15 protein-coding genes are annotated in these 18004 nt (G+C 34.1%); 8 read left to right on the forward strand and 7 right to left on the reverse strand.

What is annotated here, in order from left to right:
* Positions 1–86: 86 nt before the first annotated feature.
* The 4 genes from ACFS3A_RS07605 to ACFS3A_RS07620 all read right to left on the reverse strand — a co-directional run bounded on the left by ACFS3A_RS07605 (position 87) and on the right by ACFS3A_RS07620 (position 5526).
* Positions 87–1916, reverse strand: coding sequence for an ABC transporter ATP-binding protein (locus ACFS3A_RS07605; protein WP_379824760.1), 1830 nt, complete (start codon positions 1914–1916; stop codon positions 87–89).
* 301 nt (positions 1917–2217) lie between these two features.
* Complete coding sequence (locus ACFS3A_RS07610; protein ID WP_379824761.1) at positions 2218–3945, reverse strand: phospho-sugar mutase; 1728 nt, start codon at positions 3943–3945, stop codon at positions 2218–2220.
* 85 nt (positions 3946–4030) lie between these two features.
* Positions 4031–4987, reverse strand: coding sequence for a glycosyltransferase family 2 protein (locus tag ACFS3A_RS07615; RefSeq protein ID WP_379824762.1), 957 nt, complete (start codon positions 4985–4987; stop codon positions 4031–4033).
* Between the two features lie 8 nt (positions 4988–4995).
* Positions 4996–5526 carry a DUF4199 domain-containing protein gene (locus ACFS3A_RS07620; RefSeq protein WP_379824763.1) on the reverse strand — a complete coding sequence of 177 codons (531 nt, stop codon included), beginning with the start codon at positions 5524–5526 and terminating at the stop codon, positions 4996–4998.
* A 249-nt stretch (positions 5527–5775) separates the two neighbouring features.
* Between ACFS3A_RS07620 and ACFS3A_RS07625 the strand changes: the two genes are divergently transcribed.
* On the forward strand, positions 5776–6030 hold the full coding sequence (locus tag ACFS3A_RS07625) for a type B 50S ribosomal protein L31 (RefSeq protein ID WP_031456968.1): 255 nt from the start codon (positions 5776–5778) through the stop codon (positions 6028–6030).
* 160 nt (positions 6031–6190) lie between these two features.
* Positions 6191–7366, forward strand: coding sequence for a GlmU family protein (locus tag ACFS3A_RS07630; RefSeq protein WP_379824764.1), 1176 nt, complete (start codon positions 6191–6193; stop codon positions 7364–7366).
* 123 nt (positions 7367–7489) lie between these two features.
* Here ACFS3A_RS07630 and ACFS3A_RS07635 read toward each other — a convergent pair whose 3' ends face one another.
* Positions 7490–7933: a PepSY-like domain-containing protein gene (locus ACFS3A_RS07635; protein ID WP_379824765.1), complete on the reverse strand. Its 444-nt coding sequence runs from the start codon at positions 7931–7933 to the stop codon at positions 7490–7492.
* 296 nt (positions 7934–8229) lie between these two features.
* Between ACFS3A_RS07635 and ACFS3A_RS07640 the strand changes: the two genes are divergently transcribed.
* The 3 genes from ACFS3A_RS07640 (at position 8230) to ACFS3A_RS07650 (ending at position 12699) form a co-directional block, all read left to right on the forward strand.
* The gene (locus ACFS3A_RS07640) at positions 8230–9864 is read left to right on the forward strand and encodes an ABC-F family ATP-binding cassette domain-containing protein (RefSeq protein ID WP_379824767.1); all 1635 of its coding nucleotides are present in this window, start codon (positions 8230–8232) and stop codon (positions 9862–9864) included.
* Between the two features lie 236 nt (positions 9865–10100).
* Positions 10101–11249: a porin gene (locus ACFS3A_RS07645; RefSeq protein WP_379824768.1), complete on the forward strand. Its 1149-nt coding sequence runs from the start codon at positions 10101–10103 to the stop codon at positions 11247–11249.
* Between the two features lie 19 nt (positions 11250–11268).
* Positions 11269–12699, forward strand: a complete 1431-nt coding sequence (locus tag ACFS3A_RS07650) for an anion permease (protein WP_379824769.1) — start codon at positions 11269–11271, stop codon at positions 12697–12699.
* Here ACFS3A_RS07650 and ACFS3A_RS07655 read toward each other — a convergent pair.
* Positions 12696–12998 (reverse strand): GNAT family N-acetyltransferase, encoded by a 303-nt coding sequence (locus ACFS3A_RS07655; protein WP_244165434.1) that lies wholly within the window; start codon positions 12996–12998, stop codon positions 12696–12698. The two genes, ACFS3A_RS07650 and ACFS3A_RS07655, sit on opposite strands and share 4 nt — an antisense overlap.
* Positions 12999–13291: 293 nt before the next feature.
* Here ACFS3A_RS07655 and ACFS3A_RS07660 point away from each other — a divergent pair, with 293 nt between their 5' ends.
* Complete coding sequence (locus ACFS3A_RS07660) at positions 13292–13948, forward strand: alpha/beta hydrolase (protein WP_379824771.1); 657 nt, start codon at positions 13292–13294, stop codon at positions 13946–13948.
* Positions 13949–14153: 205 nt separating this feature from the next.
* Here the strand turns inward: ACFS3A_RS07660 and ACFS3A_RS07665 are convergent, their stop codons facing one another.
* Entirely contained in the window at positions 14154–14669 is a 516-nt protein-coding gene (locus tag ACFS3A_RS07665; protein ID WP_011921618.1) for a hypothetical protein, read from the reverse strand.
* Between the two features lie 167 nt (positions 14670–14836).
* On the opposite strand from ACFS3A_RS07665, the gene rpmH reads away from it, so the two are divergent.
* Positions 14837–14998 carry a 50S ribosomal protein L34 gene (rpmH, locus tag ACFS3A_RS07670; protein ID WP_008464848.1) on the forward strand — a complete coding sequence of 54 codons (162 nt, stop codon included), beginning with the start codon at positions 14837–14839 and terminating at the stop codon, positions 14996–14998.
* A gap of 148 nt (positions 14999–15146) precedes the next feature.
* Positions 15147–18002 (forward strand): carbamoyl-phosphate synthase large subunit, encoded by a 2856-nt coding sequence (gene carB, locus ACFS3A_RS07675; RefSeq protein WP_379824772.1) that lies wholly within the window; start codon positions 15147–15149, stop codon positions 18000–18002.
* The last annotated feature ends 2 nt before the right edge of the window (positions 18003–18004 follow it).

Consider the following 18004-nt stretch of genomic DNA (forward strand, 5'->3'; position numbering starts at 1 on the left):
TATAAAAATAAACACAGATTAAAGAAATTAAACGTAGTTTTAATGTTTCCTTAATCTGTGTTTGATTATTTGGTTATGTGAAAGTTTTACGATTCGAAAGACTGCATGGTTACCAATTTGTTGTAAGTTCCATTTTGAGCAATTAATTCTTCATGAGTTCCCTGTTCAACAATTTTTCCTTTTTGCATAACCACAATTACGTCTGCTTTCTGAATTGTAGAAAGACGGTGCGCGATTACAATTGAAGTTCTGTTCTGCATCATGTTTTCAAGAGCAACCTGAACAAATTTTTCGCTTTCGCTATCTAAGGCTGACGTTGCTTCATCCAAAATCATAATTGGAGGGTTTTTTAGTACGGCACGGGCAATAGATAAACGTTGTCTTTGTCCACCGGAAAGTTTGTTTCCGCTATCTCCGATATTAGTGTAAATTCCGGATGGAAGATCTTTTACGAACTCATATGCATTGGCAATTTTTAAAGCCTCGATGATTTCGTCGTCTGTAGCGTCTAGTTTTCCTAATGAAATATTAGCTTTAATAGTATCATTGAATAAAATACTATCCTGAGTAACCAATCCCATTAAGCCACGAAGTGACTGCAGGTTGAAGTCTTTGATGTTGATTCCGTCAATAGAAATAGTTCCATCATTAACATCATAAAAACGAGTCAGTAAATTGGCGATGGTGCTTTTTCCACTTCCGGACTGACCAACCAATGCAACAGTTTGCCCTTTTTTAATTTTTAGAGAAAAGTCTTTTAAAACAGTTTCTTCTTCGTATTTAAAGTTTACATTCTGAATGTTGATATTGTCGTCAAAAGTGTTTTTTTCAATTGCATTTTCTTTGCTTGTAATTGGATTTTCCTGATCCAGGATTTCCAGAACACGTTCTGCGGCGGCATTTCCTCTTTTTACGCCGTAAGATGCTTTAGAAATTGCTTTTGCCGGAGTTAGAATGTTATAGGCTAATCCCATATAAGCGATAAAAGCGGCTCCTTCCAGCGTTTTGTCAATTAAAACCATTTGGCCTCCGTACCAAAGTAAAATAGCAATTACAGTAATTCCCATAAACTCGCTCGCAGGGGATGCCAGGTTTTGACGATTTCCGATGCTGTTTGATAAATCAAAAAATCGTTCTGTAGAGTTTTTAAAAACAGTGTTAAAATAGTTTTCTGAATTATAACCTTTTACGACTTTCAACCCTCCGATAGTTTCTTCGATAGTAGAAAGAAATCTTCCTTGTTCTTCCTGTGCTTTACTAGATTGTTTTTTAAGTTGTTTTCCGATCAATGAAATGATGTATCCTGATACCGGAATAAAAATAAAAACAAACAAGGTTAGTTTAGCACTAATGATAAGCATGGCGCTTATGGTAAAAAGAATAGTTAAAGGTTCTTTTACTATAAGTTCCAAAATAGCTAAAAATGAAGTCTGCACCTCATTTACATCGGCAGAAATTCTTGAAATTACGTCACCTTTTCTTTTTTCAGAATAAAAAGCCAAAGGAAGTTCCAGAGTCTTTTTGTATAATGTATTACGCATGTCTCTTAAAACTCCGTTACGTAAAAAGTTGATGAAAAACATTGCCAGATAATCGGCAAGGTTTTTTAATAAGAAAATCGAAATGATAATGGCGACCATAACACCTAAAACGTAGCCTGGTTCATGGTTTTGTTTGGATGTTGTGATGTAATAATTTAAGTAGCTTTCTCCATATTGTTTGATTTCAAAAATTCCTGTGTAAACAGGCTTTGCGATAACTTTAGGAGCTTTGTCAAACAAAACCTGAAGCATTGGTATTAATGCAACAAAAGAAAGTGTACTAAAAAGCGCGTACAGAATATTGAAAAAGATGTTTAAGAATGCGTATTTTTTATATGGGTATATAAAAGGAACTATTTTTTTAAAGTTACTCATTGGTGTGAATTATGTTTTCTGCTGGTCAATAGCTCTTTCAAGTTTTTTCAGCATTAATGTTTTTTTTGGGTGTTTGGGTTAAAAGCCTGAAACTAATTTGTTCAGGGCATTTTCACTGCACAAAATTAATCCAATTGGGGTGTTTTCAATTTTTTTTGGCTTTTTTTTATCAAAAAAACTCTGATTTACATTTAAAACAAATGCAAATCAGAGTTCTGAAAATTTAACTTAATATATTGTGCAGTTGTTTGTTTATCGCATAATTTATATTAAGCATCTGAGAGTCTGTGACCCTTTGTTATTACTTCAATTGCATATCTGCAATAATGTTCTGTATTTTTTGATCTAAGAAATTTTCTGCTTCATCAAAATCAGCAACCGATTCTAATTCTGCGTTGACACTGATGTAGAATTTAATTTTTGGTTCAGTTCCACTTGGTCTTGCGCAAATTTTAGAACCATCTTCTGTGTAATAAATCAATACGTTTGATTTTGGAATATCCATAGAAGATTCTTCATTTGTCAATAAATTCAAAGCGGTAGATGATTGATAATCTTCAACCATAATCACACGTTGACCATTGATTTCTTTCAAAGGATTCTGACGCAGATTAATCATCATCTGATTAATCTCTTCCAGACCTTCCATTCCTTTTTTAGTTAATGAAACTAAATATTCTTTGTAGAAACCATTTTCAACATAAAGCTGTAAAAGTTCTTTGTAAACAGAACTACCTGCAGCTTTCGCCTGAGCAGCAACTTCACATATTAACAAAGTGGCAGCAACTGCATCTTTGTCTCTGACAGCGTCACCAACCATAAAGCCAAAGCTTTCTTCACCACCTCCAATAAATTGAAGTTCCGGGAAATCTACGATCATTTTAGCGATCCATTTGAATCCTGTTAATCCAACTTTGCATTCAACGCCATAACTTGTTGCCAATTCCATCATCATTGGAGTTGAAACAATAGTTGAGCCTACGAATTGTTTTCCGTTAATTTTGCCTGCTTTTTTCCATTGTTTCAAAAGGAAAGAAGTCATTAAAACCATAGTTTGGTTTCCGTTTAGCAAAATCATTTTGCCATCGTTGTTTCTAACAGCAACCCCTAAACGGTCGCAATCCGGATCTGTTCCAACAACAATGTCAGAATTTGTTTTGTCGGCTAAAGCCAAAGCCATTGTTAAAGCTTCTGGTTCTTCGGGATTTGGGGATTTTACAGTTGGAAAATCTCCGTCCGGAACTGCTTGTTCAGGAACAATGTGAACATTTTTGTAACCAGCCTGTGCTAAAACATCCGGAATAGATTTTATCGAAGTTCCGTGAAGAGAAGTAAATACAATATGAAGATTGTCTTTTGCTTCAGCAGGGGTATTAAAACTTGCGTTTTCGATTGATGATTTTACGAATGCTTTGTCGATTTCGGTATCAATATATTGAATCAGGCTTTCGTTTGCGTTGAATTTAATTTTATCATAATCTAAACTTTCGATTACCTTAATGATTTCACCATCCTGCGGAGGAACAATTTGTCCGCCGTCCTGCCAGTACACTTTATAACCGTTATATTCTGGTGGGTTGTGCGAAGCTGTAAGTACAATTCCGCATTGGCATTTTAAATGTTTAAGAGCAAAAGACAATTCAGGAGTAGGTCTTAAGTCAGAAAATAAATATACCTGAATTCCATTTGCAGAAAATACATCAGCCACAACTTTTGCAAGTGTATTACTGTTATGACGACAATCATAAGCAATAACTACTTTCAAAGGTTCATTTGGGAAAACTTTGTGTAAATAATCAGATAATCCCTGAGTATTTTTTCCCAATGTGTATTTGTTGATTCGGTTGTTTCCAACGCCCATAACGCCTCTCATTCCTCCAGTACCAAATTCAAGATTTTTGTAGAAACTCTCTTCAAGGTCTTTTGGTGAGGTTGTCATTAATTCTTTTACTGCTGCCTGCGTTTCCTGATCAAACGTAGGTGTCAGCCATTCATTTACAGCGTTTAAAATATTAGGTGCTATGTTCATGTAAAATTTCTTTTATGTTTTAATAAAGATAGTTTTTCTTCAAAAGTTAATTTGACCCGAAAAGATTATTTTTTCCTGATTGGTGTCAAAAATTCACTTCACGTGCTACTTTATATCTTTCCTCATTGTTTTTGGTTCTTAAAATAATTTCGCCTAAGAATCCTGCAAGGAAAAGCTGAGTCCCTAAGATCATTGTGGTCAATGCAATATAGAACCAGGGATTGTTGGTAACCAAGGAATATTTCATTCCGTTATACATATGGTATAGTTTTGAAACCCCAATATAACCGGCAGATAAAAATCCGATGATAAACATGATAGAACCAATAGCTCCGAATAAGTGCATTGGTCTTTTTCCAAAGCGAGATAAAAACCAAATTGTAATTAAATCGAGAAATCCGTTAATGAAACGTTCCATTCCAAATTTAGTTTCACCATATTTTCTAGCTTGGTGGATCACTACCTTTTCGCCGATTTTTGCAAATCCGGCGTTTTTTGCCAAAACAGGAATATATCGGTGCATTTCGCCCGAAACTTCAATGTTTTTGACAACGACATTTTTATATGCTTTTAATCCGCAGTTAAAATCATTTAACTCAACACCTGAAGTTTTTCTGGCAGCCCAGTTAAATAATTTTGAAGGAAGATTTTTGGCAACAACAGAATCGTAACGTTTCTTTTTCCATCCGGAAACCAAATCGTACTTCTGAGCCGTAATCATTTCGTATAATTCCGGAATTTCATCAGGACTGTCTTGCAAATCAGCATCCATTGTAATAATAACGTCACCTTTTGCTTTTGCAAAACCGGCATGTAAAGCCTGAGATTTTCCAAAATTCTTCATGAAACGAATGCCTTTTACATTCGGATTCTCATTAGAAAAACCTTCAATAATCTGCCAGGAATTATCTGTACTACCATCATCTACAAAAATGATTTCATAAGAGTAATTGTTAGATTGCATCACTTTAATGATCCATGTATAGAGTTCTTGAAGTGATTCCTCCTCGTTTAGAAGCGGTATAAGTATAGATAAATTCATTTATATTTTTATTCTTGTGTAGATTTGCTTTTAAAAAATGCAGCTAAAATTAATCCTAAAATGGAATAGCCAATTATGCTGAAAACAAGTCCTTTTAATTGCTCAGTTACTGAGAAAGGATTGTTTTCTCTCATTTTAGTTAAAGCCTCATTTATAGCAGATGCCGGAGTTCCGAACTTCTGTAAAGTTTCAGCCATATATTTAACCAGTAATTCACTTAAAGTATTTTTTGCTTCCGGATCGATTACGTTAAATAATAAAATACTAAATAATGAAGAGATAGCTACGGCAATAATTGTAGCTATAAAAAAAGTGGTAAACGCATCTTTAAAAGAGAAAAAGCCTTTGATATCTTTCTTTGTTTTGGTAAGTAATAGTATTCCAACTACCACATAAATAACGAAAGTAAGACCGCCAATCCAGCCCGAAACAAATAACTTAAGATCTATAGCATAAAGAGTTGCCGTAATTAATGCCAGAATAACTCCTAAAGCAATTCCATAAGTAATTCCATTCTTTTTTATAACTTCATTAATCATATTTCTATAGGTTTTAAAATTAATCCACAAATATAGTAATTCCCACTATAATCGGAGATAAAAAAAGCTTTTCGAAATAAACTAAAAAAAAGTGAGCTAAGTATTTGTTTATTAAAAAAGAATTGTAAATTTGCACACTCAAAAATAATTAAATTTTTAAACAAAAAAGAGTAGTGTTGTTTACACCTTTTTCTAATCATGAAAAAGCTTCAAAATAAAAATGCTCTAAAACAATAAATAAAAGAAAAGATGAAAAAAGGAATTCACCCAGAAAATTACAGATTAGTTGCATTTAAAGACATGTCAAATGATGACGTTTTTATCACTAAATCTACTGCAGATACAAGAGAAACAATTGAAGTTGACGGAGTTGAGTATCCAGTTGTAAAAATGGAGATTTCTAGAACATCTCACCCTTTTTATACTGGTAAATCTAAACTTATCGATACTGCAGGACGTATTGATAAATTCAAAACTAAATATGCTAAACACGCTAAAAAATAATAGCTGTTTTAAATTATACAAAAGCCTTTCGGAAACGAAAGGCTTTTTTTATGCGTTAAATATTACTTTTCGTTAAAGTGGTTTTTAATTAAACCAGTAAAATATTTGTAACTTTGGAGCAGGTAACCAAATCAATATTTTAACAAACACTCAATTATTTATGAACTACATTCTTTTCGACGGGCCCGTTCGGAATGCTTTATTACCCTTTACTTTTACACGGCCGGTGGCTGATATTTTGGTTGGAATTATGACTATTCGTCAAAAATGGGAAAGACGTTTAGGTTCTACAATTACCACTATAACCGAAGAATATTTATCAGAGAAATTTCCGATGGTTGAAATGGAAGAAAATGTAATGATCAACGCAGCGTATTTGCCAAATGATGCTCTTGCCGAGATGGTTTCTAATTTATCTGAAAATCAAGCGATATTTAAAGGTGAAGATGTAATAGCTTTTTTTGCAAGCGAAAATCAGGAGGAAGTTGATTTCGATTCTTACGAAATTATTCAATACAACGATGATTGTATCACCATCGAACATACGTGGGATATTTTTTCTAAAAATGATGCTGCAATCCGTCAGGATTTTGCTTATTTGACTGAAGACCGAAAATCGCAGCCAATTCCTAAAAGCGTAAATGTTATTGCTCCCGAAAATATATTTATTGAAGAAGGCGCAAAATTAGAATTCGTTACTTTAAATGCTTCGAACGGACCTATATATATAGGTAAAAATACGGAGATAATGGAAGGTACTGCAATTCGTGGACCTTTTGCTTTATGTGAAAACGCTATGGTAAAAATGTCGGCTAAGGTATATGGTGCAACAACTGTTGGTCCGGGATCCCGAATAGGTGGGGAGGTTAAGAACTCAGTTCTTTTTGCTAATTCCAACAAAGGACACGAAGGATTTTTAGGTGATTCTGTTTTAGGTGAATGGTGTAATATAGGAGCAGATTCTAATAATTCTAACCTGAAAAATAATTACGAAGAAGTAAAATTATGGAGCTACGAAACGGAAGGTTTTGCAAAGACAGGACTTCAGTTTTGTGGTTTAATGATGGGAGATCATAGTAAATGCGGTATCAATACGATGTTTAATACAGGAACTGTTGTTGGAGTAAGTGCTAATATTTTTGGTTCCGGATTTCCTAGAAATTTTGTTCCAAGCTTTTCATGGGGTGGCGCAGCAGGATTTACGACTTATGTAACCAAAAAAGCTTTTGAAACAGCAAGACTGGTAATGAGTCGAAGAAATATAGAATTCGATGCAACCGAGGTAGCGATTATGGAACACATTTTCGAAGAAACCAAAAAGTGGAGAAAAGACTAATTGGATAATTAGTCAATTTGAAAATCAGATAATTTTTGTAACCCGACAGGTTTTAAAAACCTGTCGGGTTTTGTTGTTTTAATGTTTTGAGAATTTTCTCATTGACACATTTTCAAACTTAGCTTATTTATCAATCTTAATAAAATCTTCTTTTAAGTTGAATTTCAATTCTAAACCATTAGTTAGTTTTGTTTCATAACCGGAAGATCCAATTTCTATTTTGGTAACCTTCTCTTTAGGGAAATTTGTTTTAATGTAAGAAGTAATTTTTTTTGGAATAATAGATTTCGGAATTTTAGAATTATTCCCGTCAACTTCTTTCCAGTTTCCTTTTTTGTCAAATTCTATTTCGAGCTGATCGTCAAATTTGACTTTGTATTCTGTAGAAAGTAATTCTTTGTCTTCTAATATATAGCTCGGTTTTTTCGACCCAAAATGAGTTTTTAAGAATGTTTGGGCGTTTGTCGGCAAAGCTTCTTTTTTAATGACAGTTTTTTGTGCATTCGCAGAAAATCCAAATAGTAATCCTGCGATTAAGTAAACGGTCAGTTTTAATTTCGTTTTCATATTTTGCTGATTTTAAAATTATTATACAAGATAAGATTAAAATTTTGAAATTGAAGAACCCAATAAATTTTAAAATCAGTCCAATTTCTTTTTTGCGAGAGATTAAAGTATTTTCACTGATTAATTTTTTTAATTTTTTAATCTGTAGTAAAAAAAAGAAAATTGTCTAATCGACACATTTCCAAAATTATCTAATTTTCAAATTGTCTAATTATCTAATTAATCTATCTTTGCACCACAAAAAAAATGGGTAGTCAAATAAACGATTAACCGATTAAACAAATTAACAAAAACAAATGATTACAGTTAACGATATTTCGGTTCAGTTTGGTGGAACTACACTTTTTAGCGATGTTTCTTTTGCTATTAATGAAAATGATAAAATTGCCCTTATGGGTAAAAATGGTGCGGGAAAATCGACACTTTTAAAAATAATCGCTGGTGTTAACAAGCCTTCAACAGGAAGTATTTCGGCTCCAAAAGAAGCTGTAGTTGCTTATTTGCCTCAGCATTTACTTACTGAGGACGGTGCAACTGTTATGGAAGAAGCTTCAAAAGCTTTCAGTGAGATTTTTAAAATGAAATCTGAAATAGATGAAATCAATGAGCAGTTAACCGTTCGTACGGATTATGAAAGTGACGAATACATGAAATTGATCGAAAGAGTTTCTGACTTAAGCGAGAAATTTTATGCCATCGAAGAAGTAAACTATGAAGCTGAAGTTGAGAAAATTTTAGTTGGTTTGGGTTTTGAACGCGAAGATTTTACGCGTCAGACTTCTGAGTTTTCAGGAGGATGGAGAATGCGTATTGAATTGGCTAAAATTCTTTTAAGAAAACCGGATTTGATTTTGCTGGATGAGCCTACCAACCACATGGATATTGAAAGTATTCAATGGTTAGAAGATTTCTTGTTGAATCAGGCAAAAGCAGTTGTGGTAATCTCGCACGACAGAGCGTTTGTAGATAATATTACAAACCGTACAATTGAGGTTACAATGGGAAGAATCTATGATTACAAGGCAAAATATACCCATTATTTAGAATTAAGGAAAGACCGTCGTATCCACCAGCAGAAAGCTTACGATGAACAGCAAAAAATGATTGCGGAGAATCGTGCTTTCATTGATCGTTTCAAAGGAACATTCTCTAAAACAGATGCTGTTCAGTCTCGTGTGAAAATGTTGGAAAAACTTGAAATTGTTCAGGTTGATGAAGTAGACACATCTGCATTGCGTTTGAAATTCCCGCCGGCAGCACGTTCTGGACAATATCCGGTTATTGTAAAAGAAATGTCTAAGGCTTATGGAGATCATGTTGTTTTTAAAGACGCGAATATAGTTATTGAACGTGGTCAGAAAGTTGCATTTGTTGGGAAAAATGGTGAGGGTAAATCGACTATGATTAAAGCAATCATGAAAGAAATCGGTGTTGATTCCGGAAGTGTTGAAATTGGGCATAATGCTCAGATTGGTTATTTTGCTCAAAATCAGGCGGCTTTATTGGATGAAAATGCTACTATTTTTGAAACTATTGATAGTATTGCAGTTGGAGATATCAGAACTCAGATTAAAAATATTTTAGGAGCTTTTATGTTTCAGGGAGACGATATCACTAAAAAAGTGAAAGTGCTTTCGGGAGGAGAAAAAACACGTTTAGCGATGATTAAATTGTTGTTGGAGCCAGTTAACTTGTTAATTCTGGATGAGCCTTCGAATCACCTGGATATGAAAACTAAAGATATTATCAAAGATGCTTTACGTGATTTTGATGGAACTTTGATCCTGGTTTCGCACGACCGTGATTTCCTTGACGGATTAGCGACTAAAGTTTTTGAATTTGGAAATAAACGAGTGAAAGAACATTTTGAAGATGTGGCAGGTTTCCTTGCGCATAAGAAAATGGATTCAATGCGAGAAATAGAAAAATAAAATAAAATCGAATCGATTATAGATTAAAAAGCACAAGTTGATTCTTGTGCTTTTTTTATGCTTTGATTTTTCATAACACTATTTTAATGCAATTTTTTTTACAACAAATATATTTTTTTGCTATTTTAGTATTCCCATTTCGTGTTAACTAGAAGTAGTTAGCTTTTTGGTCTTCAAAAAGTACAATGCTTTGAATTCAGTTAAATAAAAAATAACATTTTATCTATTTGAAGTCTATGAGTAAAATTCTACTAGTTCCAATTGTTTTTTTCTTTCTTCTGACTCCAGTTTTTATTTATGCTCAAGGCGATGTAAATGCAGGAGAAAAAACAGAAAGTGAAGTGAAATATCCACAATATCAGCTTAAAGGACTTTTGCAGGCAAGATACCTCGAAAGCTTTGGAGATAATGTAGATGTTTTGGGAGTTCATCATGCTACAGGAGATGTAACTCAGCAATCTTTTGATATTAAAAGAATGCGTGTGGGCTTAAATACAAAGCTAAGTGAAGCCACAGAAGTTGTAATCTTGGTTAATTTAGCCGATTTCAAGTCGGATACCAAAGGCAAAGTTCTTGAAAATGCTTACGGAAAATATACTTTTAATAAATATATCGCTTTAACAGGAGGGCAGTTTCGTCCTGCATTTGGTATTGAGGAGCTTGTTCCTGTTGATATCATTAAATCGTTCGATTTCTCTAATCAATATTATGAATTTGGAAAAAATGGCTGGACCAGTTTTCAAATAGGAGCTTCGGCAACCGGAGCTTTTGATATTGGCAAAATCCCCGTTAATTATGCAGTTTCTGTTTTAAACGGAAATGGTAAAAATGTAGAAATGGATAAGGATAATGGAAAGCAATATTCTACAAGATGGGTTTTTGAATTGTCTAAAGAACATAAAATAAATTTAGGTTTAAATGGCGGTTTTGGAAAAGTGTTTAAAGAAGATGTTTTTGCAGTCGGAGCCGATATTACAAGTGATTTTAAACTGACGGATCGTTTTACTTTTGATCTTCAGATAGAGTACAAACAAGGTACAAATCATAACTTGTATTTCTCTTTGCCTGTTGAAAACAGAGTAGGAGATGTTTCGGATTATCAAATGCGAGGCGTCTATTTTCTGCCGAATTTGAGATATGTAGTAAATTATAAAAAATTGACTGCATTAGAATTGTCCTGTCGTTATGAAACTTTTGATCCAAATTATCAAGTCGATTCAAATGTAAGGCAGACTTTTACGCCAATGATAAGTTTGGAATTTGGTAAAGCATACACAGGTCGCATTGAGATGGGATTTGAAATTGATCGATTTGACAGAAATGTGCCTAATACGTCAACCTACAACGACGATTTATTTTTAATTCAATTACAGCTCCGACTTTAATTCACTTAAATCTTGTTTTATGAAAGAAGTAAAAATTCCTCAGACTTTAATAACGTTGGCAATTGGAATTGCAATTTGGTTGATTCCTGCACCAAATGGTGTTGTAATTGAAGCGTGGCACTTATTTGCCATTTTCGTAGCTACCATTTTAGGAATTATTCTAAAAGCGGCGCCAATGGGAACCATGTGTATGATTGCAATTGCTCTAACTGCTTTTACTCAGGTTTTAGCGCCGGGAGATGCCGGTAAATCGATTACACTGGCTTTAAAAGGATTTGGGGATAAAGTAATCTGGCTGATTGGAATTTCATTTTTTATCGCAAGAGGTTTTATAAAAACAGGTTTAGGCAATAGAATTGCATTCTTGTTTATTAGAATATTTGGAAAAAGTTCTTTAGGATTAGCTTATGGTTTAGGATTAGCTGATTTAGTTTTAGCGCCAGCTGTTCCGAGTAATACAGCGAGAGGAGGAGGGATCATTTATCCAATCATGAAATCTATGTCAATGAGTTTTGGTTCAATGCCGGATCAACCTGAAACGCATAGAAAATTAGGTTCTTATTTGACTTTAAATAGTTATAATATGAATTTGATAGCGTCGTCTATGTTTTTGACAGGGACGGCAAGTAATCCGATGTGTCAAAAGTTCGCTCTTAATTTGGGAATAAAAATTACCTGGATGTCCTGGGCAGCCGCAGCAATAGTTCCGGGATTGTGTGCTTTTTTTGTGATTCCGTTTGTGTTGTATAAAATTTATCCACCAGAATTAAAGAAAACGGGTGATGCTCCGCAGATTGCAGCTCAGAAATTAAAAGAAATGGGAGCCATAACTAGAAACGAATGGATGATGCTTTTAACGTTTTTTATTCTGCTGTTTCTGTGGATGACAGGCGATTTATTTTCAATCGATGCTACAACAACCGCCTTTATTGGTTTGGTAATTTTGCTTTTAACTTCCGTTTTAACCTGGGATGATGTCAAAGCCGAAAAAGGGGCCTGGGATACTATAGTTTGGTTTTCGGTTTTAGTAATGATGGCCAGTTCGCTCAACGAATTAGGTTTTATTGCCTGGTTTAGTGATCTGGTAAAAGCAGAAATTGGGGGATTAAGCTGGCAGATGGCTTTTCCGATTATTGTTCTGGTTTACTTTTTTAGTCATTATCTTTTTGCCAGTGCAACAGCGCACGTAGCGGCTATGTATGCTGCGCTACTCGGTGTTGGTGTTTCGTTAGGAATTCCAGGATTATTATTAGCTTTTATGTTAGGATTTATAGGTTCGCTTTACGGAACTTTAACGCATTATGGTCACGGTCCGGCACCCGTATTTTTTGGGAGCGGCTATGTTGATTTAAAGAGCTGGTGGGTCAAAGGTTTAGTGACCGGTTTGGTAATGCTCTTTATTTATATGGTAATTGGAGGATTGTGGCTCCGAATTATTGGATATTTTTAGATTCTGATTCCCGGAGGAAGTAATTCTTTATATCTGGGATTTTTTTTGAAGAATGAGACAATTTTTGGATGTATCGGAACGACTCTGTAATTTTTCTCAGAACTTAATTCTAAAACATTTTTAAGTAAAGCGTTAATTGCTTCTTCATTTTCATAAGAATCAGGAGTGTTGATTTTGGTTAAGAAGATTTTTTTCTCTTGAAATGAGTATTCAACTGCCAGCATTCCTTCGGGTACGACAGTTTCAAATTGGCGTGCAAAAGTGTTGTCTTTGATTTCCATAGTTACGAACGTTTCCATAGTAATTACTTTTTTTAGGTTATTGGTAAATAGCGAATTTGGGAAGTGAAATATTTATGAAAGAAAATTCCTTATAAGGTTTTGGCTTCTAAAATATTTTGAATACAAAGGTAATCATTTGATTTTCAATATTAAATTATTTTTTAAAGATGTAAACCTTATGGCATTGTTTCGAAGTGTACTTTTTTTGAATTTGAAGATAAATTAGGTCTGAAATTTGATTGTTATGCTAGTAAAAAAAGTAACTTTATTTTTTAGAATAAATGTCTTAATGGTAATTTCATTTTAATGTTATGAGTAAAATTCCAGTTTATTTTATGCCTGGTCTGGCAGCAAGTTCATCTATTTTTGAAAGAATCAAATTGGATGAAAATGTTTTTGAAATATGTCTTTTGGAATGGGAAATTCCAAATCCTAAAGAATCATTGTCGGATTATGCACTTCGAATCAGTAAAAATATCAAACATGAAAATCCTGTTTTAATTGGTGTTTCTTTTGGAGGGATTTTGGTTCAGGAAATTGCAAAACAAATAAATGCACAAAAAGTAATTATTATTTCAAGTGTCAGAAGTAATCTTGAATTTCCTAGAAGAATGAAAATAGGAAAGAGAACGAAAGCATACAAGCTAATTCCGATGCAGTTAATTCTGAATGTGGAGAAATTAGCTAAATTTTCATTTGGAGAAAAAGTCAATAAAAGAATTAAGTTATATGAGAAATTTTTAGCTGTTCGTGATTTGGGTTATCTACAATGGGCAGTAGAAACTGTGATTTTATGGGATCGAGATCAAATTGATGAAAATGTAGTACATATTCATGGAGATCAAGACGAAGTTTTTCCAATTAAATATATTGATAAATGCATTTTGGTAAAAGGAGGAACCCATATTATGATCTTGAATAAGTATAAATGGCTGAATGAAAATCTGCCTTCGATTATATTGGAGTAAAATTCCAAATTCCAATTCTTTACTTATGTAGTTTTGTCATCCTGAGGAACGAAGGATCACACTGGAAACTCCACACAGAATATCGCCAATCTTTGTCGATTTACTTGTGTGATCCTCGTTCCTCGGGATGACAGCAATCTAAAATAAAAAATCCCAAACTCTATTTGGAATTTGGGATTTTAATATTTTGGAGTTTAAAGAAAATTTAGATTTTCTTCATTTGTTCTTTCATCATAGAGATTTGCTCTTTCAGCATACCTTGTTTGTCTAATTTTTTAGCTTCGTTCAATAAATTAGTCGCTTCCAGTTTTCTTCTGCGTGACATGGCAACTCCTGCAAGGTTTAATTTAGCTACAGCTAAGTCCATATCCATTGATAGTCCAAGTTCGATCGCTTTTTTGAAATGTTTCTCTGCCTGGTTGATATTGGTTTGAGATAACATGATACCTTGTAAATAATTTAAGTATCCTTGTTGTTTTCTTACTAATGCACCTTCCGGATTTTTGATATATGACAACCATTTATTTGCACCTTCGAAGTCTTGTTTTCTTAATTTAAGGAAGGCTAAAAGGATAAATTCGTTTTTAAAATAAAGAAAAATTGGAATCGCAGTTAATAAAATAAGAAATATACCATTCCCAATATTACTCTCTGTAAATTGCCAAATGCCCGCTACGACTAGAAGTCCGGCCAAAATAAGTTTAATATTCTTGTGAAACATAATTATTGTAAATTTGTGATTGCAAAGATAGTAAAAGGAATTAAAAATATTTTTATAAAAGTGCTTGCCAGAAAAAAAAGTCTTTGTATATTTGCACTCGGTTTTTGAACAACGATATCCAAAACCAGAAAAGAGTTAATAGATACCATTTTTAAAGATACAAAGCAATGAGCAAAAGAACGTTTCAACCATCGAAAAGAAAAAGAAGAAATAAGCACGGATTTATGGACAGAATGGCTTCTGCGAATGGAAGAAAAGTTCTAGCGCGTAGAAGAGCAAAAGGAAGACATAAATTAACTGTTTCTAGCGAGCCTAGACACAAAAAATAATGTTTGTATAAACATACATAAGGCGATTACTTTTTTAGTATCGCCTTTTTTTATACCTTGTCGGTAAAAATTTTCGCAACATTCTAGTTTAGAATACACTACGAATGTTTTTTTTAAGTACTTTATATAACTACACAATACAAAAAAAATGCCTAAAGACACATCAATTAAATCCGTTTTAATAATAGGTTCGGGACCTATTGTTATTGGTCAAGCTTGCGAATTCGATTATGCAGGATCTCAATCTGCACGTTCGATTCGTGAAGAAGGAATTGAGGTTATCCTGATAAACTCAAATCCAGCGACGATTATGACCGACCCATCTATGGCCGATCATATTTATTTGAAACCTTTAACTACAAAATCGATTATTGAAATTCTTAAGGAACATCCACAAATTGATGCTGTTTTGCCAACAATGGGAGGACAAACAGCTTTAAACTTGTGTTTGGAAGCTGAGGAAAAAGGAATCTGGCAGGATTTCGGTGTAAGATTAATCGGTGTTGATGTAAATGCGATTAATATTACTGAAGACAGAGAGCAGTTTAAACAGCTTTTAGAAAGAATTAATGTACCAACTGCACCTGCAAAAACAGCTACTTCTTACTTAGAAGGAAAAGAAATTGCACAAGAATTTGGTTTCCCGCTTGTAATTCGTCCTTCGTTCACGCTTGGAGGAACCGGAGCAGCTGTGGTTTACAAAAAAGAAGATTTTGATGAGCTTTTAACAAGAGGTCTTGAAGCTTCTCCAATTCACGAAGTTTTGATTGATAAAGCTTTGATGGGATGGAAAGAATACGAATTAGAGCTTTTAAGAGATAAAAATGATAACGTTGTTATTATCTGTTCTATCGAAAACATGGATCCAATGGGAATCCATACTGGAGATTCGATTACAGTTGCACCTGCAATGACATTATCGGATACCACTTTCCAAAAATTACGTGACTACGCTATCTTAATGATGAGAAGTATCGGGAATTTTGCTGGAGGTTGTAACGTACAATTCGCAGTTTCGCCAGACGAAAAAGAAGATATCGTAGCAATCGAAATTAACCCTCGTGTATCTCGTTCTTCTGCATTAGCATCAAAAGCAACTGGTTACCCAATTGCTAAAATTGCTTCGAAATTAGCTTTAGGATACAACTTAGATGAATTGCAAAACCAAATTACAAAATCGACTTCGGCTCTTTTCGAACCAACTTTAGATTATGTAATCGTAAAAATACCACGTTGGAACTTCGATAAATTTGAAGGTTCAGACAGAACTTTAGGTCTTCAGATGAAATCTGTTGGTGAAGTTATGGGAATCGGACGTTCTTTCCAGGAAGCACTTCATAAAGCAACTCAATCTTTGGAGATTAAGAGAAATGGTTTAGGAGCTGACGGAAAAGGATACAAAAATTACGAACAAATTATCGAAAAACTAACTTATGCAAGCTGGGATCGTGTTTTCGTAATTTATGATGCAATCGCAATGGGAATTCCATTGAGTACCATTCATGAAATTACAAGAATCGACATGTGGTTCTTGAAACAATACGAAGAGCTTTATACTTTAGAGAAAGAAATTTCAAACTACAAGGTTTCTAATCTTCCTAAAGAATTATTGCTTGAGGCGAAACAAAAAGGTTTTGCAGACAGACAAATCGCTCACATGATGAGCTGTCTGGAAAGTGAAGTACACACTTTACGTACAGACATGAACATCAACCGTGTGTTCAAACTGGTTGATACTTGTGCTGCTGAGTTTAAAGCAAAAACACCTTATTACTACTCAACATTTGAAGCTGAAATCGAAAAAGCAAATGGAGAGCGTTATGTAGATAACGAAAGTATCCTGACAGATAAAAAGAAAGTAATCGTTCTAGGTTCGGGACCGAACAGAATTGGTCAAGGAATCGAGTTTGATTATTCTTGTGTACACGGAGTTTTGGCAGCTAAAGAATGCGGTTATGAAACGATCATGATTAACTGTAATCCTGAAACGGTTTCTACTGACTTTGATACAGCTGATAAATTATACTTCGAACCAGTTTTCTGGGAGCACATTTATGACATCATCCAACACGAAAAACCAGAAGGTGTAATCGTTCAGTTAGGTGGGCAAACAGCACTTAAATTAGCAGATAAATTATCTAAATACGGTGTAAAAATCATAGGAACTAGTTTCGACGCACTTGACTTGGCAGAAGACAGAGGACGTTTCTCAGATTTATTAACTGAATTACATATCCCTTTCCCAAGATTCGGAATCGCTGAAACGGCTGATGAAGCTTCAAAATTAGCGGATACTTTAGATTTCCCACTTTTAATTCGTCCTTCTTATGTATTAGGAGGTCAGGGAATGAAAATTGTAATCAACAAAAAAGAGCTTGAAGAGCACGTTATCGATTTGTTGAAAGCAATTCCAGGAAACAAATTATTACTAGATCACTATTTAGCGGGAGCAATCGAAGCTGAAGCTGATGCAATCTGTGATGCTGATGGAAATGTTTACATCATCGGAATTATGGAGCACATTGAGCCTTGCGGTGTTCACTCTGGAGATAGTAACGCAACATTGCCTCCTTTCAACTTAGGAGAATTCGTAATGCAGCAAATTAAAGATCATACGCATAAAATTGCCAGAGCTTTAAAAACTGTTGGTTTAATCAATATTCAGTTTGCGATTAAAGATGATACCGTTTATATTATCGAGGCAAACCCAAGAGCTTCAAGAACGGTTCCGTTTATTGCGAAAGCTTACGGAGAACCGTATGTGAACTACGCTACAAAAGTAATGTTAGGTCACAATAAAGTAACTGACTTTGATTTCAATCCACAATTAAAAGGATACGCAATCAAACAACCAGTTTTCTCTTTCAGCAAATTCCCGAACGTAAACAAAGCGTTAGGACCAGAAATGAAATCAACAGGAGAAAGTATCTTGTTTATTGATGACTTGAAAGATGATCAATTCTACGAATTGTACTCTAGAAGAAAAATGTATTTGAGTAAATAATC

It is taken from the genome of Flavobacterium notoginsengisoli (genome assembly GCF_042686225.1).
Lineage (GTDB): Bacteria > Bacteroidota > Bacteroidia > Flavobacteriales > Flavobacteriaceae > Flavobacterium > Flavobacterium notoginsengisoli.

What these genes read in the sequence shown, in the direction of transcription:
- ACFS3A_RS07605 (WP_379824760.1), bottom strand. Translation starts at nt 1,916, where the DNA reads ATGAGTAACTTTAAAAAAATAGTTCCTTTTATATACCCATATAAAAAA.
- ACFS3A_RS07610 (WP_379824761.1), bottom strand. Translation starts at nt 3,945, where the DNA reads ATGAACATAGCACCTAATATTTTAAACGCTGTAAATGAATGGCTGACA.
- ACFS3A_RS07615 (WP_379824762.1), bottom strand. Translation starts at nt 4,987, where the DNA reads ATGAATTTATCTATACTTATACCGCTTCTAAACGAGGAGGAATCACTT.
- ACFS3A_RS07620 (WP_379824763.1), bottom strand. Translation starts at nt 5,526, where the DNA reads ATGATTAATGAAGTTATAAAAAAGAATGGAATTACTTATGGAATTGCT.
- ACFS3A_RS07625 (WP_031456968.1), top strand. Translation starts at nt 5,776, where the DNA reads ATGAAAAAAGGAATTCACCCAGAAAATTACAGATTAGTTGCATTTAAA.
- ACFS3A_RS07630 (WP_379824764.1), top strand. Translation starts at nt 6,191, where the DNA reads ATGAACTACATTCTTTTCGACGGGCCCGTTCGGAATGCTTTATTACCC.
- ACFS3A_RS07635 (WP_379824765.1), bottom strand. Translation starts at nt 7,933, where the DNA reads ATGAAAACGAAATTAAAACTGACCGTTTACTTAATCGCAGGATTACTA.
- ACFS3A_RS07640 (WP_379824767.1), top strand. Translation starts at nt 8,230, where the DNA reads ATGATTACAGTTAACGATATTTCGGTTCAGTTTGGTGGAACTACACTT.
- ACFS3A_RS07645 (WP_379824768.1), top strand. Translation starts at nt 10,101, where the DNA reads ATGAGTAAAATTCTACTAGTTCCAATTGTTTTTTTCTTTCTTCTGACT.
- ACFS3A_RS07650 (WP_379824769.1), top strand. Translation starts at nt 11,269, where the DNA reads ATGAAAGAAGTAAAAATTCCTCAGACTTTAATAACGTTGGCAATTGGA.
- ACFS3A_RS07655 (WP_244165434.1), bottom strand. Translation starts at nt 12,998, where the DNA reads ATGGAAACGTTCGTAACTATGGAAATCAAAGACAACACTTTTGCACGC.
- ACFS3A_RS07660 (WP_379824771.1), top strand. Translation starts at nt 13,292, where the DNA reads ATGAGTAAAATTCCAGTTTATTTTATGCCTGGTCTGGCAGCAAGTTCA.
- ACFS3A_RS07665 (WP_011921618.1), bottom strand. Translation starts at nt 14,669, where the DNA reads ATGTTTCACAAGAATATTAAACTTATTTTGGCCGGACTTCTAGTCGTA.
- rpmH (WP_008464848.1), top strand. Translation starts at nt 14,837, where the DNA reads ATGAGCAAAAGAACGTTTCAACCATCGAAAAGAAAAAGAAGAAATAAG.
- carB (WP_379824772.1), top strand. Translation starts at nt 15,147, where the DNA reads ATGCCTAAAGACACATCAATTAAATCCGTTTTAATAATAGGTTCGGGA.